Genomic DNA, 16,592 nt, shown 5'->3' on the forward strand with positions numbered 1-16,592 from the left:
GTTCAATAAATTGCATCTTTTTATGTTAAAAAATATCAATAAGATAGTAATACTATTCGTATTATTATTTACTACAACAGCGTATTCGCAAAACTTACAAGGAATTGTATTAGAAAAGAAAATTGACGGAAAAACCGAACCATTGATTGGTGCCGTACTCCGTTGGAAAAATAGTAAAATCGGCACATCTGCCGACATTGAAGGGAGATTTACTATTTCCAAAACCTCTCAAAATCATGAATTAATTATCAGTTCGATTGGCTATAAAACTGATACTGTGATGGTTCATTCGTCTGATTTTCTTACCATTTATCTAAAAACTGAGTCTTCAACCTTACAAGAGGTAGTTGTGAGAAGTGAAGCAAGCGTTATAGACCGTATGAGTCCAATTCATACTGAAATAATTACTACCAAAGCACTTGCCAAAGCTGCCTGTTGTAATCTTTCCGAGAGTTTTGAAACCAATGCGAGTGTATCAGTAAGTTATGCTGATGCCGTTACTGGTTCAAAACAAATCCAATTATTAGGTTTGAGTGGAAATTATGTCCAAACCAATACAGAAAACATTCCGAATATTCGTGGATTAAATACAACTTTTGGCTTAAACTACGTTCCTGGCACTTGGATAACTTCAATAGATGTTGGCAAAGGTGCTGGCTCAGTCGTCAATGGCTATGAATCAATGACGGGACAAATCAATATTGAACTACAAAAACCAGAGTTAGCAGAAAAACTGTACTTAAATACGTATGTCAATAGTTTTGGGCGTGGTGAAATCAATTTGAATTTAGCAAAGAAATTGAATAAAAAATGGTCGGCTGGTTTACTCACCCATGCTTCGACTTTGCAAAATCGTATTGATAAAAACGGAGATAGTTTTTTAGATATTCCACTTTATAATCAATACAATGTAATCAATCGTTGGAAATTTCAGAGTGAAAAAATGATGGCTCAGTTTGGCATCAAAGCCCTATACGAAGACCGTTTAGGTGGACAAACTAATTTCAAACCCGAATTACAAGGCTCTTCATTGGTTTATGGTTTTGGTAGCCAAACAAAGCGAGTTGAGTTTTTCAGCAAAACGGCAAAACTATTTCAAAGTACGCCCTATCGAGGTTTAGGTTTAATTTTGAATGGTACGATTCACAATAATCAATCATTCTTTGGATTACGCAATTATTCTGGTCGCCAGAATACGATTTATGCCAATCTGATTTATCAAGATATTATCAATAACACCAATCATCAATATAAGGCAGGTGCAAGTTATCTATTGGATGATTATAATGAAACATTTACAGGCATCAATCCTCGATTACGAACTGAATCAGTGCCAGGTGTATTTGCTGAATATACCTATACATATCCCGAAAAACTAACAGTTGTAGCAGGTGGTAGAGTAGATTTTCATAACCTCTATGGCACTCGATTCACTCCACGCATTCATGCTAAATATGACATTAGTAAATCGGTACATTTGAGAGCCAGTGCAGGAAAAGGTTGGAGAGTACCAAATCCCTTAGCTGAGAATTATGGTTTATTGGTGAGTTCAAGAGCTATTTCTATCGAAAATAACCTTCGCCCCGAAGAATCTTGGAATTATGGATTGAGTCTATCGAATGAATTTGAATTATTCGGGCAGAAAGCTTCTTTCGTTGTAGATGCTTACCGTACTAATTTTCAAAATCAATTGGTAGTAGATATGGAACAGGCGGGATATTTAAGTTTCTACAATTTAAAAGGTCGTTCTTTTTCTAATAGCTACCAAGCAGAACTAAATTTCGCTCCAATCAAGCGTTTTGATTTCAAATTAGCTTATCGTTGGTTTGATGTAAAAAATGATTTCCAAACAGAAAGCGGAACATTGGCATTAATGACCAAACAATTTCTAAACCGAGACCGTATCTTATTTAATATGGGTTATGCTTTGCCCTATGATAAATGGAAATTTGATTTTACTTGGCAATGGAATGGTTCTCGACGAATGCCAGCCATGTCCGAGCATTCGATGATGTCAATGGGTACAGGTACACTTACCACTGCACCTGCATTCTCAAATATAAATGCACAAATAACTAAGACTTTCTTAAAATGGGATATGTATGTTGGTGGCGAGAACCTCAATAATTTCACTCAGAAAAACCCAATTATTTCATCAAATGACCCTTTTGGAAGACATTATGATGCTGGTATGACTTGGGGACCAGTCATTGGCAGAATGGTTTATGCAGGAATGCGATATAAAATAAAATAACCAAAACATCGAAAATCATGACTTTATATATAAAAAATATGGTTTGCGACCGATGCAAAATGGTTATCGCAGACCTTTTCAAAAAAACAGGAATAACGGTCAAAAGTATAGAATTGGGCGAGATTGAAACATTAGATGAATTAACTCCCGAACAATTACAAACCATTGAGAAGAGATTGAGAACTGTTGGCTTTGAATTAATAGATGATAAACGCAAGCAAATTGTTCAGAAAATCAAAACGATAATCATTGAATTGGTACAAAACCAATCAGAAGTGCTAAAAAAAATCAATCAATCAGCTTATATCGCTGAAAACATTGGTCGAGATTATAAGTATTTAACAACCTTGTTTTCTGAGGTAGAAGGTACTACAATCGAACATTTCTTGATTATTCAAAAAATAGAAAAGGTAAAAGAATTTTTGGTTTATGATGAATTATCATTGAGTCAAATCGCCGATATGATGTTTTACAGTAGTGTGCAGCATTTATCTATGCAGTTCAAAAAAATAACTGGACTTACACCGAGTCATTTTAAACAAATGAAAGCCAATAAACGAATTTCTATCAATCAACTTTAAATAATTTTCAAAATGAAAAAAGTAATTTTCTCACTTCTGATTTTGGGTGTAGTAGCGTGTATGGACATGAGCAAGGTTCAACCTGAACAAAATATCAATTACCCAGCGGCATTTATTGTTAATGGAGAAAGTAGTACGCTATCAGTTATTAACCTCAATACAAATGAAGTATCTACAACAATTCAATTAACAGATGGTTCAAGCACTTCCACACACGGTGCAGGGCATACTGCAACGGCTGGCTTTTTAGCCTATCCCCACCATATTTATATCAATGCAGCAAAATCTCAAATCGCAGTAGCGGCACCAGGTGTTGATTTGAGTGCAGGTCACGCAGGAGGTACTCACGCAGGTACGGGAAAGATAGCGGTTATTGATGCCATAAAAGGCACTAACGTGAAAATTTTCGATGTCCCGATGTCCAATCACAACGCTGTTTTTTCGCCAGATGGAAAAGAGATTTGGACATCTCAAACCGATGGAAAAGTATTGGTTTATGATGCCACTACTTATGCCCTCAAAAATAAAGTAGCGGTTGGAAATGGTTCTGCCGAAGTTACTTTTTCTTATGATGGAACAGTAGCTTTTGTTGCAAATGGCGAGGACAATTCTGTTTCTGCCATTAGCCCTATAACTAAAACTGTTTTAGCAACAATAGCCGTTGGAAAAAATCCTGTTGGAGCGTGGGTTGGTGCTGATAATAGAATGTATGTAGATAATGAAGATGGGCAAACGGTTTCAATTATTGATGTAAAAACATTAAAAATAGTCGAAACCGTTACATTAGGATTTATGCCAGGTTTTGTTGCTTATCAAGCTGATATGAAAGAAATGTGGGTAACAGACCCCACCGCAGGAAAAGTACATTGGTGGACAAAAGGAGCAGATGGTAAAATGGCACGAACAGGCTCTTTTACGACGGGTGCGGGTTCTCATGCTATCGCTTTCAATGCAATGAACGCCTATGTTACCAACCAAGAAGCTGCCAGCGTATCAGTAATTGATGTAATGCAACATAAAGTTACTAAAACACTAACTGTTGGCTTAAAACCCAATGGAATTGTAATTAAACTTTAATTTATTTAACCTATTATTTAAGAATGTACAAGCAAATTAACCGTAGAGATTTTCTCGAAAAGTTAGGATTTGGATTAAGTTCTACCGTCCTAATGTCAAGTTGTATGGGTAATATGGATATGGGAGGCGACCCTGTTCCAGTCAGTGGTGATACTAATTTTAAAAACGCACTTAAAATTCCTGAAACAATCACAAGTCCGAGCAGTATGATTGCCCAAGTTGTGCAAGATACAGTCATGGACGGAAAAAATGCCAAGTATATTGGTTATCGTTCGGGCTTATTAGGACCAACTTTTAGGCTTCAAAAAGGAGCAAATTTCAATGTAAAATTCAGTAATCAATTAGCCGAACATACCAATATTCACTGGCATGGACTCGTAATTCCTGCTGAAATGGACGGACATCCCGACCAAATGGTAATGCCGAACGAAAATTTTAATTACCAATTTACTATTAATCAGCAAGCAGGAACAAATTGGTATCACCCACACCCGCACGGATTAACAGGAAAACAGGTAACACAAGGTTTAGCAGGTTTTTTCATCGTTGAAAGTCCCGAAGAAAAGGCTCTAAATTTACCTAATGGTAACTACGAAGTGCCTTTGGTTATTCAAGATAAACGCTTCAATACAGATGCTACTATCAAGTATAGCCCTACCATGATGGAAATTATGTCTGGCTATATGGGCGATAATATTTTGGTCAACGGTACTGCTTCTCCTTATCTAAATGTTTCAACTCGTTTTTATCGTTTTAGGGTATTAAATGGCTCATCAGCAAGGATTTATAATTTAGCTTTAAGCAATGGAGCAAATTTTTATGTCATTGGAGCTGATAGTGGAATGCTTGAAAAACCTGAATCTGTCAACTCATTGCTCCTTGCTTCTGGTGAAAGAGTCGATATTTTGGTTGATTTTACCAATATAGCCCTCAATACAGAAGTGTATTTGGAAAACAAAACCTTTACAGGTATGGGAACAGCACAAGGAACACAGGCATTTAAGGTTATGAAATTTATTGTCAATAAACAAGAAACAGATACTTTCAAAGTACCGAATAGCTTGATTCCACTTACCAAATTGAGTAATGCCACAAAGAATAGGTCTTTTGCTTTAACAATGGATATGGCAAATATGAGTGGTGGAATGCACAAAATTAATGGTAAAATATATAGTGCTACCCGAATCGACGAAACAGTTCCAGTCGGCTCAACCGAAACTTGGGAGTTTGATAATTCTACTGGTGATGAACCACACCCGATGCACATTCACGGTGTCCAATTTCAAGTCGTAAGTCGAACAGGTGGCAGAAATACCATTTTACCACAAGAAAAAACTTGGAAAGACACGGTTTTGGTTGCTCCATCTGAAAAAGTAAAAGTGATTGTAAAATTTGAACAAAAGGGAAAATTCGTTTTTCATTGCCACAACCTCGAACATGAAGACGATGGCATGATGCTCAATTTTGAAGTAAAATAGTTTTAAACATCAAAACAAACAATACAATGAAAAGGAGATTTTTTTTAACCACTGGATTAGCAATAATTGGTTCTTTGTCAATGGCAAATCTTCAAGAACCACCTGCAAAAGTTAAAATAAAAACATCGGCAATATGCGAGATGTGTAAAGAACGTATCGAAAAACAATTAGCTTTTACAAAGGGAGTAAGCGAATCCAACCTTGATTTAAACGACAAGGTTGTAACTGTAACTTTTAACCCTAAGAAAACAGATGCCAACAAAATCAAGCAAGCCATCAATGATGCAGGGTATGATGCTGATGAAACCCTTACCAATGACAAAAGTTATGAAAAACTCCCATCGTGCTGTAAGAAAGATGGCGAACCAATGAAAAACTAACATTCTTTTAACCAAAATAAAATTGAAATGAAAAAAATAGCAATCATATTATTTCTAAGCATTTCTCATTTGACAAATGCTCAAATTGAACTAAAAACACCACCTCCAAGCCCCGAAGCTGAGTGGAAACAAAAGGTAGGTTTTACAGATATTAGCCTCAAATATGAAAAACCGCTGATGCGTGGTCGTAAAGTGTTCGGTAACTTAGTAGCATTTGACCAAATTTGGCGTACAGGTGCAGGTGAAAGTACACGTATTACTTTTAGCGATGAAATAGAATTTGGTGGGCAAATAGTAAAAAAAGGCACATATTCACTTTTTACGATTCCGAATCCCAACGAATGGACGGTCATATTAAATACAGATACAACAGGACATGGAGCGTTCAGTTATGATGAAAAAAAGGATTTGTTCCGAATCAAAATCAAACCTGAAACGACATCTCGCACTTACGAATCTTTCTCAATTACCTTAGAAGATATTACGCAGTACCATACCGCAAATTTGTATGTCAATTGGGAAAACACTCAGATAAAAGTTCCGATTAAAAGCAACGCTGATGTGGTTGTAATGAACGAAATCAACAGAAAAATCAACGTTGAGAAATTAGAAGATGCCAAATTTTTTAGTGCTTCGGCTCAATACTATCTTACTAATAAAAAAGATTTGAAACAAGCTTTGGCATGGTCAAAGAAATCGGAAGAAATGATTGACGACAATTTTGTTTACGCCAATTTGACTACAAAAATCTTAGAAGAACAAAAAGATTATCCAGCCGCCATTAAATCTGCCCAAAAAGCAATTGACTTGGGTGTTAAAAAGAACATGAAAACCGCAGTTGCCAACTGGCAAAAGAAGGTAGAAGAATGGCAAAAAATGACAGGTGTAACCAACCCAGCCACAAGTCCAATGACTGCCGACAACCATGCTGAACATAGTGGCCATGATATGGCTACGATGAAAAATGAAAAAACACAAGCTAAAACCTCTTTACAACCAATATTAGATGCTTATTATGCCGTTAAAGATGCCTTAGTAAAATCGGATGCGGGTGCATCTGCCAAATTTGCAACTGCATTAGTAACCGCTATGAAAGCGGTTGATATGGGTAAAATGGAAATGAAGCAGCACATGGAGTTTATGAAAGTAAACACTAAAATTATTGCTGATGCTCAGAAAATTGCTGATTCAAATGATTTGAAGAAACAAAGAGAAACATTCCAAAGCCTTTCTGATAATTTCTATGTGATGGCAAAAGGCGTAAAACTATCAAGTGAGCCTATTTATCAGCAATATTGCCCAATGAAAAAAGCAGCCTGGTTGAGTAATGAGAGTGCTGTTAAAAATCCTTACTATGGTAGTTCAATGCTTACTTGTGGAAGTGTGAAAGATACAATTAAATAATTAGGAAAGGGGCGAATTGGAAAAATTTGCCCCTTTTTGCTAATAATTATATAATTCTTATCTAAGATTTTGTAACAATAAAAGTTGTAATTAAGCTGAAATTTGTGTCAGAAAACAAACATGAACAACATGACACATCAATATCAATTATCTGGCTTAACCTGCGATGGCTGTGTTGCCAAAGTAAAAAAACTTTTATCAAGCATAGAAGGAATACAATCAGTGGACATTAATCCTACAAGGGATGAAGCCACTATCAAAATGGAAAATCATATTTCCACGGTAAAGTTAAAATTAGCCTTAGAAGATTATCCAAAGTATCAAATTGAAGAAAAACAGAGAGCAACACCCTTAACAAAATCTTTTGAAGAAAGTGAAAAAACATGGTTTGAAACCTATAAACCTATTTTACTTATTTTTGGATACATAACATCAATAAGTTTATTGGTTCAGTTTAATAATAGTTCTTTCAATCTGATGCAATGGATGAATCATTTTATGGCAGGTTTCTTTTTAGTTTTTTCATTTTTCAAATTACTAAATCTGAATGGTTTTGTAGAAAGCTATCAGATGTATGATGTAATAGCTCGAAAGTTACACGTTTGGGGATATTTATACGCCTTCATAGAGTTAGGGTTAGGACTTGCATTTTTAAGCAATTTTCAACCTTACATTACCAATTTAGTAACATTGATAGTAATGAGCATTAGTATCATCGGTGTTTTACAAAGTGTTTTGAATAAAAAGAAAATTCAATGTGCTTGTTTGGGGGCGGTCTTTAATCTGCCCATGAGTACGGTAACTATCATTGAAGATGCTCTAATGATTACCATGAGTGGTGCAATGCTTTTAATGATGCATTATTAGAGTATTTATTTTACTAACAACAGTTTTACACCAGTTTAAACAATTATTACAATGAAAAATACAATCGCAATTCTCGCATTCTTTTTTATCGCTTCATTAGGTGTATTTGCCCAAAAAACAAAAGACATGATTGCAAAAGTTGATTATAAGGGGCATATCCATTATGAAAAAAAGCAAATCGGTTCGATAACTGCAAAAGGTGGTTTTGACAAATCGGGGAAGCCAATGACAATGGTTAATAGCAATGGAAATATAGTAGATGCCAACGGCAAAGAAATAGGGAAAGCACCTAAAAATGGGACATTTGTTTATTATAACAATGGTGTTGAAGAAAAATATACCATTGGTAAAGCATCACATACGGGTATGTGTGAGGTGAAAAATGCCAAAGGTGAAGTTGTTATGCTATTGCACAATAATTACAAACAACAAGCAGCCTGTGCCGTTCATTGTTTATACGAAAATCATTGTATGCCTTCTGATAAAATGGCAGAACATAAGTATTGAAATACATCTTATAAAAATAAATAGAGGTGAGCTAAATTCACCTCTATTTTAAGCATTTATGGAAAAACAAAAATTTATTCCCGCATTAGGTTATGATTTCTTGACGGCTTATTATGATTTAGCCATCAAATTGACAATGCCCGAAAAGAGATTTCGTAGGCTTCTGGTCGAAGAAATTAGCCCAAAACCAAATGAAAAAACACTGGAATTTGGCTTCGGTACAGCCCAAAATCTTCTTTTGGTAAAACAATCTTGCCCAAATGTTGATTTGCGTGGATTAGATATTGACCCCAAAGTAAAGGAAATTGCTAACTATAAATTAGCAAAAAATGCCCTTGAAATTCCGTTGGAATTGTATGATGGTGTTAGGCTTCCATATTCAGACAAGCAGTTTGATAAAGTATATAGTTGTTTGGTTTTCCATCAATTAGATGCCGAAACCAAACTAAATTGCTTGAAAGAAATTTTCAGAGTCTTGAAGCCTAACGGAATATTGATTATAGCAGATTGGGGAAAAGCAGCTAACCCAATTATGCGTCTGACATTTTGTTTTGTACAACTATTAGATGGTTTTAATACAACTAATGATAATGTTAGAGGTTTAATGCCATCTTTCATGGAAAAGGCTGGTTTTGATAATATTAGTGTTTCGCAATCAATTAATACATTTATAGGTACTTTTTCTTATTTTAAAGCAAGAAAAAATGAGGTTTTTAAAGTGAATTTCAAAAAAAATGTCGAGTAACTTTCTACTTATTAAAAATGTTGTCAGTAATCAATTAACAAAATAGAAAGTAATAAAAGAGATTATCCAGAAAAATGACCAAAATGGAAGGATGAAAAAAAGGTCTAACATATCTGATAGTGAGTTAGACCGCCTTTTCAGAAATGTGGCAAAGAGCCGAGTTATTATTTTTGAAGAAACTGCATGGGTTAGCATACAAAAAATATTAGATAGCTTATTTAAAAACAGATAATAAACGATTCTAAATCAATCAAAATATGAAATTCTTGAAATGGTTATTTAAAAAAATATTTATCAAAAAATGTTGTCAATAGTAATTTAATATTTAGTAACTAAAATTCAATGATAATGAAAAATCTAATGTTTTCAGCCATCGCAATGGCATTCGTATTTACCGCTTGTAATGCAAACAACAACAAAACAAGTGATACAAAGGCCTCACAATTAGCTTTAAGTCAAGAACAAGTTTATGCTTGCTCGATGCACCCCGAAGTAACAGGAAAAAAAGGAGATAAATGCTCAAAATGTGGCATGGAACTAACTGTACCTGTGAAAGAAACACCCAAAGCCACCACCGCCACTGCTCAAAAATCATCTGTCATCAGCGAGATAGTGAGTAATTATTTGGTTTTGAAAAATGCTCTAATCAAAGATGATGCCGCAGGTGCTGCCACCGCAGGTAAAGCAATTGTAACCGCAATGGCGAAAATTGACATGAAAAGTTTATCAACCGACCAAATGAAAGGCTACATGGATGTTGCTGATGATTTGAAAGAAAATGCCGAACACATTGGAGATAATGCAGGAAAAATAGCCCATCAAAGAGAGCATTTTGCTATGTTGAGTAAAGACGTAAATGATTTATTAAAAACCTTTGGTAATAGCGGACCAAAATTGTATCAGGATTTCTGCCCAATGTATAACAAAGGAAAAGGTGCATTATGGATAAGCGAAACCAAAGCAATTCAAAATCCTTATTATGGCAAGACAATGATGACTTGTGGTTCTGTAAAAAAAGAAATTTAATATGAAAAAAATCATCAAAAAAGTATTTCTTTTTAGCTCAATATTTTTTTTGCTGATGCAATTCTATCAACCTGCCCGAAATTCAGACAACGGGCAGGTTATGTCAATTCATTTTGCCAAAGTATATAATGTGCCTATCAAAGTACAACACATTTTACAAATATCTTGCTACGACTGCCACAGCAACAACACGAATTATCCTTGGTATTCTTATATGCAGCCTTCAAGGTTTCTGATGCAGTATCATATAAAAAAAGGGAAAGAGAATCTGAATTTTAGTGAATGGGGAAATTATGGAAAACGAAGGCAAGAAACTAAATTGGATAGAATAGCAAAACAAATAGAATCAAACGAAATGCCATTGGCATCCTATACGATGATTCATCGAAGTGCTAAATTATCTGAACAACAAAAACAAGAAGTAATCAATTGGATGCGGAAAACAATTGATAGCCTATCAACGGAATATTAAAATGCCAAATCATAACCTTATTTTACTATACATAATTCTTCATTCTTAACCATATAATACTATGTTCAATAAAATATTTCTGATGCTTTTTATCAGTATTTCCGCCTGTTATGGGCAACAAATTTTATTCCCAAATAAAGGGATTCAACCTTCCATTTGTATAGGCGAAAACGAATCTATCGAAATGGTTTTCGGGAAAGGTAACGCTTTTTATTACGCTTCTTCGATAGATAAAGGGAGCACTTTCAGTTCGCCCGTACTTGTTGATAGCCTGCAAGGACTACATTTGGGGGTTTCGAGAGGTCCACAAATCGCTTCTTCTCGCCTTTCTACGGTCATTACTTCGATTGATAAAAAAGGGAATTTGTATGCCAATGTACTCAATCATAAAACTGGAAAATGGCAAAATCGTATCACTATCAATGATGTACCCGAAATTGCAAAAGAGGGTTTCAATGCCTTAACAACTGATGGTAAAAATACTTTTTTTGTTATTTGGCTTGACTTACGAGGAGATAAAAAAAATAAAATTTTTGGAGCAATTTCAAAAGATGATGGCAAAACTTGGAGTACAAATAAACTCGTTTATCGTTCGCCCGATTCTACTGTCTGCGAATGTTGCCAGCCTTCTATCATAATGAAAGGAAAACAGATTTTTGTCATGTTTAGAAACTGGATAAAAGGTTCACGAGATATGTATGTAACGGCTTCAATGGACGAGGGGAATACCTTTCAACCAGCTATAAAAATGGGTAATGGCACTTGGAAGTTAAATGCTTGCCCAATGGACGGAGGTGGCATTTCTTTGAATGAAAACGGCAAATTAACATCTATCTGGAGGCGAGAAAATCAATTATTTATAACAAAACTGGGCGAACCAGAGCAACCGCTTGCCGTAGGTCGAAATGCCTCTGTTGCCACAAGCAACCAAAACACATTTATTGCATGGCAGAATCAAGGTAAAATTTGGATTAGTTCGGGGCAAGAAGAACCGTTAAGTTTGGGTTTAGGTAGATTCCCCAGAGTAATATCGCTCAATGAAGAACAAGCATTTTGTGTATGGGAAGATAATATGGCAATAAAAGGAATGGTTTTGGTTGGCAGTAAGAAGTAAAAAAAGTGGTAGCATACATTGAAAAAATGAAATTCTTAAAAAGGTTATTCAAAAAAATGTTTATCAAAAAATGCTAGTAGGAGATTACTGATAGCTTCTTTGCTTATACACTCCGATTAATTAAAGCACGAAAATGAACAATGATTTATCCAAAATAATTACGCAATACAAAACCGATACACAGAGTGTATTTAATACTTGGTTTATTGATAACGACCAACGCTTAAAAGCCTTTCGTACTATCCGAAGGGGAGTTTTACAAGTGGTAGAAGACATCAAAAACAAGACTTTTCCTAATGATTTTAAAGGAAGTTCCTTAGAGTTTGTCTTGAATTGTATTGCCGAACAAAAACAGGTTTTTGTGGGTGTTTCGCACCCGTTTTATTGGAAACCTAAATTAAGAATCCCAGATATTTACGAAAATCAAATTAACAAAACGGCTTTTGGGCAATTTCTTGAGAACTGTATCAATGCGAAATCTGAAGAGCAAATTATCAAAGAAATTGTACGATTAGATGGTCTCAAAATCAAAGGTTTAGGGCCAGCCGTTGGAAGTATTTTGTATTTTTTACACCCAACTTTATTTCCTCCGTTCAATACTGCTATTGTAAATGGTTTCAATACTTTATTTTCTGACAAAAAAAAATTAGGGTCTTGGTCAGAATACTTGAAAATTAGAGAAATTTTGATTGAAACCAATCAAAAACATAAAGCCGAATTATCAAACGACTTAGGGGCAATTGCAGGACTTTGTTTTGAAATCGGAACACAAAAAATGCTCATTGGTAATGATGAGTATTTGAGTGAAGAAGAAAGAAATAAATTAGAAAAAAGTATTGAAAAACGCCAAAAAGAAATCAGAGAAGAGAAACTGGAAGAGAACCTTCATTCAGAAATGCAATTTCATTTATTGAAAATCGGTCAAAGTTTAGGTTATGATGCTTTTGTAGCATCGAATGACCGTTCGAGGTCTTATGATGGTAAAAGTTTTTCGTTTATGAGTCCTGATAAGTTTCCTACTATTGATTGCGACAAAGATACAGCAAACACCATCAAATTGATTGATGTTTTATGGTTCGATAAAGGTACAAACAATGTGATTTGTGCATTTGAAGTAGAAAAAAGCACAAGTATTTATTCAGGAATTTTACGATTAACTGACTTGTCTTATTCAATTGCGGATGGTGATGAAATCTTTTATTTAGTTGTTCCAGAAAGTCGTGAAAAAGATGTGGTTATGCAGCTTTCTCGCCCATCAATCAAACAAATTAAAACTCCCATCAAATACATACTATTTACTGAATTACGCCAAAATTGCGACGCACTTTGTCGATTTGGCGATAGCCATAGAATCATGGAAAAAATCTCAAGGACGGTATAAATAAAATGAAAAAAGCTGAATTTCATAGAAAAACTCGTAAAACTCATCGCTGGATGGGTGTTATCTTAGGTATCCAATTCTTACTTTGGACAGTTGGCGGACTTTATTTTAGTTGGTCAAATATGGATGAAGTACACGGCGACCATCAAAAAGCCCATATTCATCCACTTGAAGCAAATTTGAGTTTGGTAAATCCACAAAACATTATCTCTCAAATCAAAGCAAAAGATAGTATCAACTATATTTTTGAAATGCGTTTAGTTCAAGTTTTAGGTGAGCCTCATTACCAAATCATATACTCGAAAGAGCATGATAGAGGAAAAAAGATACAATTGGCCAATGCTCAAACTGGCATTTTGCGTGCTGCCCTGTCCAAAGATGAAGCAGTTAATATAGCAAAAATTAATTTTTCAGATGATGCCACTGTAAAACAAATAGAATATTTAACCACAACCAATGGACATCATGAATATCGTGAAAGCCCATTACCAGCGTATGCAGTAACATTTAATCATCCATCTAATACGACCGTTTATGTTTCAACCGAGTTGGGGACAGTTCAGAAGTTCAGAAACAATAAGTGGCGAATTTTTGACTTCTTATGGATGATGCACACAATGGATTATCAAACCCGTGATAATCTTTCTAATTGGCTTTTACGAGCTTTCTCAGTATTTGGTTTATTAACTATTTTTTCGGGATTTACCTTATTTTTTGTAAGTCAGAAACCAAAGAAAAAAATCTAAATTTAACAATATGAAATTATTATCATTTTCTTTTCTATTTAGTTCGATTATTGTTTTTGCTCAACACGAGCATCATCAGCCCACTACTTCTCCAAAAGAAACAGCTTTGCCAACAGTTCAGGTACAATCATCGAAACAAAATTATGTTCCCAAAACTGTTCGGTATGATTTATATGTAAAGGACACCATCGTAAATTTCTCTGGAAAAGAAAAACGAGCTATTGCTGTAAACGGACAAATCCCGATGCCAACCCTCACTTTCACTGAGGGCGACACTGCCGAAATTTATGTTCATAACGAACTCAATGAAAGCACTTCATTACACTGGCACGGTTTGTTTTTACCTAACAAAGAAGATGGTGTGCCTAACTTGACACAAATGCCAATCAAGCCACACACAACGCACTTGTATAAGTTCCCTATTATTCAACATGGCACACACTGGTATCATAGTCATTCGGGTTTGCAAGAACAAATCGGAATGTATGGCTCATTTATTATGAATAAAATGGACGAGCCAACAATACCCACAATACCAATAGTTTTGAGTGAATGGACAGACTACAATCCTAATAATGTGCATCGAATGTTGCATAATGCCACAGATTGGTTTGCTATCAAAAAAGGAACAACCCAAAGCTATGGCGAGGCAATCAAGCAAGGTTATTTTAAAACCAAAGTAACCAACGAGTGGAAACGAATGAACGCAATGGATGTAAGCGATGTATATTATGAAAAATTTCTAATCAATGGTAAGAATGAAAGTCAGCTTTCACAATTCAAAGCAGGAGATAAAGTACGTTTGCGAATTTCAAACGGTGGAGCTTCAACGTATTTTTGGCTAAACTATGCTGGTGGAAAAATAACCATAGTAGCCAATGATGGTAATGATGTAGAGCCTGTGGAAGTTGATAGGCTGATTGTTGCAGTTTCGGAAACGTATGATGTAATCGTTACTATTCCAGAAGATAAATCTTATGAATTCTTAGTAACGTCCGAAGACCGTACAAAGTCTGCCTCATTATTTTTAGGTGCAGGAAGTCAAGTAAAAGCCAAACCGATGCCCAAACTCAAATATTTTGAGGGAATGAAAATGATGAATGGCATGATGAAAATGAATGGTGATTTGGACGATATGGGAATGTCAATGAGCCTCAATCAGATGGATATGAATGTAGTGATGTATCCAGAAATTACAGGGGAAGCGAAAAAGCACGATATGAAAAATATGAAAATGGACGATATGAAAGGACATGAAATGAAAATGGATGAAGCACAATATAATAGCAACGGACTTTCAGATATTGTTACGTTAAACTATGCGATGTTGAAATCACCTACAATTACCAATCTTCCCAAAGATGCACCAGTCAAAGAATTACGTTTTGAGTTAAGTGGAAATATGAATCGCTATGTTTGGAGTTTGGACAATAAAGTAGTTTCGGAAGCCGACAAAATTCTAATAAAAAAAGGCGAAAATGTGCGAATTGTGCTATACAATGGCTCAATGATGCGACATCCCATGCACTTGCATGGGCATGATTTTAGGTTATTAAACGGTCAAGGCGAATATGCACCACTAAAAAATATTGTAGATATAATGCCTATGGAAACTGACACCTTAGAATTTAATGCCAATGTAGAAGGTGATTGGTTTTTTCATTGCCATATTCTCTACCACATGATGAGTGGTATGGGTCGGGTTTTTACTTATGAGAATCAAGCCGCAAATCCTCTTATTCCTAATCCTAAATTAGCACAAAGAAAACTTTTTGCCGATGATAGAAAATTTCATTTGATGGCTGAAAACGACTTTGCCACCAACGGAAACGATGGAATGTTGATGCTACAAAATACCCGTTGGAGTATCGGTACTGAATGGCGACTGGGTTATAATGATATGCACGGCTATGAAACAGAAACTCATATTGGGCGATATATTGGTAAGATGCAATGGTTTATGCCATTTATTGGATTTGATTGGCGGTATAGAAAATTTGCAATGGATGAAGTGGAAAAAAACATTTTTGGGCAAACTAATACCAAAAATAACCGTAGTTTATTGAGTTTAGGTATCAATTACACTTTACCAATGTTGGTGCGTTTGCAGTCAGAAGTATTTACTGATGGCAATGTTCGTTTTCAATTATCAAGAGAAGATATACCAATAAGCAAACGCATTAGGGGGATGTTCATGGTAAATACTGATAAAGAATATATGGGCGGATTTGATTATATTTTTTCAAGAAATATAAGAGGAAGGGTTCATTATGACAGCGATATGGGTTTTGGAGTAGGGATTAGTTTGAATTATTGATTAAAAATCAATAATGAACATAAAATCTCCTGCTGTTTAATAGTTATAATTATAATCAAAATTTGGGAAGAATTAATCACATATTTCAATCGTTACAATCCTTTATGATACTTTCCCAGAAATAGAAAGGGTATTCAGAAAGATATTTGGTCCCATTACAATGTATTGCTTCTTATTATTGCATCACTCAAGTGAGCCTTAGCCGCATCAGAGGCATACGCTGATTATCTATCTTATGTTAAA

At 35.1% G+C, this 16,592-nt stretch carries 15 protein-coding genes; all 15 read left to right on the forward strand.

Annotated elements, in window-relative coordinates:
* The first annotated feature begins 22 nt into the window (after positions 1–22).
* The 15 genes from ACH2CJ_RS03360 to ACH2CJ_RS03430 all read left to right on the forward strand — a co-directional run bounded on the left by ACH2CJ_RS03360 (position 23) and on the right by ACH2CJ_RS03430 (position 16,349).
* On the forward strand, positions 23–2,254 hold the full coding sequence (locus tag ACH2CJ_RS03360) for a TonB-dependent receptor domain-containing protein (protein ID WP_394990717.1): 2,232 nt from the start codon (positions 23–25) through the stop codon (positions 2,252–2,254).
* Positions 2,255–2,271: 17 nt separating this feature from the next.
* The gene (locus tag ACH2CJ_RS03365) at positions 2,272–2,835 is read left to right on the forward strand and encodes a helix-turn-helix domain-containing protein (protein ID WP_394990719.1); all 564 of its coding nucleotides are present in this window, start codon (positions 2,272–2,274) and stop codon (positions 2,833–2,835) included.
* Between the two features lie 12 nt (positions 2,836–2,847).
* On the forward strand, positions 2,848–3,912 hold the full coding sequence (locus tag ACH2CJ_RS03370) for a hypothetical protein (RefSeq protein WP_394990721.1): 1,065 nt from the start codon (positions 2,848–2,850) through the stop codon (positions 3,910–3,912).
* A 23-nt stretch (positions 3,913–3,935) separates the two neighbouring features.
* On the forward strand, positions 3,936–5,390 hold the full coding sequence (locus ACH2CJ_RS03375) for a multicopper oxidase family protein (protein ID WP_394990723.1): 1,455 nt from the start codon (positions 3,936–3,938) through the stop codon (positions 5,388–5,390).
* A 26-nt stretch (positions 5,391–5,416) separates the two neighbouring features.
* Entirely contained in the window at positions 5,417–5,770 is a 354-nt protein-coding gene (locus ACH2CJ_RS03380) for a heavy-metal-associated domain-containing protein (protein WP_394990725.1), read from the forward strand.
* Positions 5,771–5,797: 27 nt separating this feature from the next.
* The gene (locus tag ACH2CJ_RS03385; protein WP_394990727.1) at positions 5,798–7,174 is read left to right on the forward strand and encodes a DUF2911 domain-containing protein; all 1,377 of its coding nucleotides are present in this window, start codon (positions 5,798–5,800) and stop codon (positions 7,172–7,174) included.
* 129 nt (positions 7,175–7,303) lie between these two features.
* Positions 7,304–8,041, forward strand: coding sequence for a heavy-metal-associated domain-containing protein (locus tag ACH2CJ_RS03390; protein WP_394990729.1), 738 nt, complete (start codon positions 7,304–7,306; stop codon positions 8,039–8,041).
* A 51-nt stretch (positions 8,042–8,092) separates the two neighbouring features.
* Positions 8,093–8,548, forward strand: a complete 456-nt coding sequence (locus ACH2CJ_RS03395) for a hypothetical protein (protein ID WP_394990730.1) — start codon at positions 8,093–8,095, stop codon at positions 8,546–8,548.
* A 58-nt stretch (positions 8,549–8,606) separates the two neighbouring features.
* Positions 8,607–9,293, forward strand: coding sequence for a class I SAM-dependent methyltransferase (locus ACH2CJ_RS03400; protein WP_394990732.1), 687 nt, complete (start codon positions 8,607–8,609; stop codon positions 9,291–9,293).
* Positions 9,294–9,641: 348 nt separating this feature from the next.
* Complete coding sequence (locus ACH2CJ_RS03405) at positions 9,642–10,319, forward strand: DUF3347 domain-containing protein (protein ID WP_394990734.1); 678 nt, start codon at positions 9,642–9,644, stop codon at positions 10,317–10,319.
* Position 10,320: 1 nt separating this feature from the next.
* On the forward strand, positions 10,321–10,791 hold the full coding sequence (locus ACH2CJ_RS03410) for a heme-binding domain-containing protein (protein WP_394990736.1): 471 nt from the start codon (positions 10,321–10,323) through the stop codon (positions 10,789–10,791).
* 61 nt (positions 10,792–10,852) lie between these two features.
* Positions 10,853–11,905 (forward strand): sialidase family protein, encoded by a 1,053-nt coding sequence (locus ACH2CJ_RS03415; RefSeq protein WP_394990738.1) that lies wholly within the window; start codon positions 10,853–10,855, stop codon positions 11,903–11,905.
* A 133-nt stretch (positions 11,906–12,038) separates the two neighbouring features.
* Positions 12,039–13,286 carry a hypothetical protein gene (locus ACH2CJ_RS03420; protein WP_394990739.1) on the forward strand — a complete coding sequence of 416 codons (1,248 nt, stop codon included), beginning with the start codon at positions 12,039–12,041 and terminating at the stop codon, positions 13,284–13,286.
* A gap of 5 nt (positions 13,287–13,291) precedes the next feature.
* Positions 13,292–14,032, forward strand: a complete 741-nt coding sequence (locus tag ACH2CJ_RS03425) for a hypothetical protein (RefSeq protein WP_394990741.1) — start codon at positions 13,292–13,294, stop codon at positions 14,030–14,032.
* Positions 14,033–14,042: 10 nt separating this feature from the next.
* Positions 14,043–16,349 (forward strand): multicopper oxidase domain-containing protein, encoded by a 2,307-nt coding sequence (locus tag ACH2CJ_RS03430; protein WP_394990743.1) that lies wholly within the window; start codon positions 14,043–14,045, stop codon positions 16,347–16,349.
* The last annotated feature ends 243 nt before the right edge of the window (positions 16,350–16,592 follow it).

Source organism: Emticicia sp., from assembly GCF_043780375.1.
Classification (GTDB): domain Bacteria; phylum Bacteroidota; class Bacteroidia; order Cytophagales; family Spirosomataceae; genus Emticicia.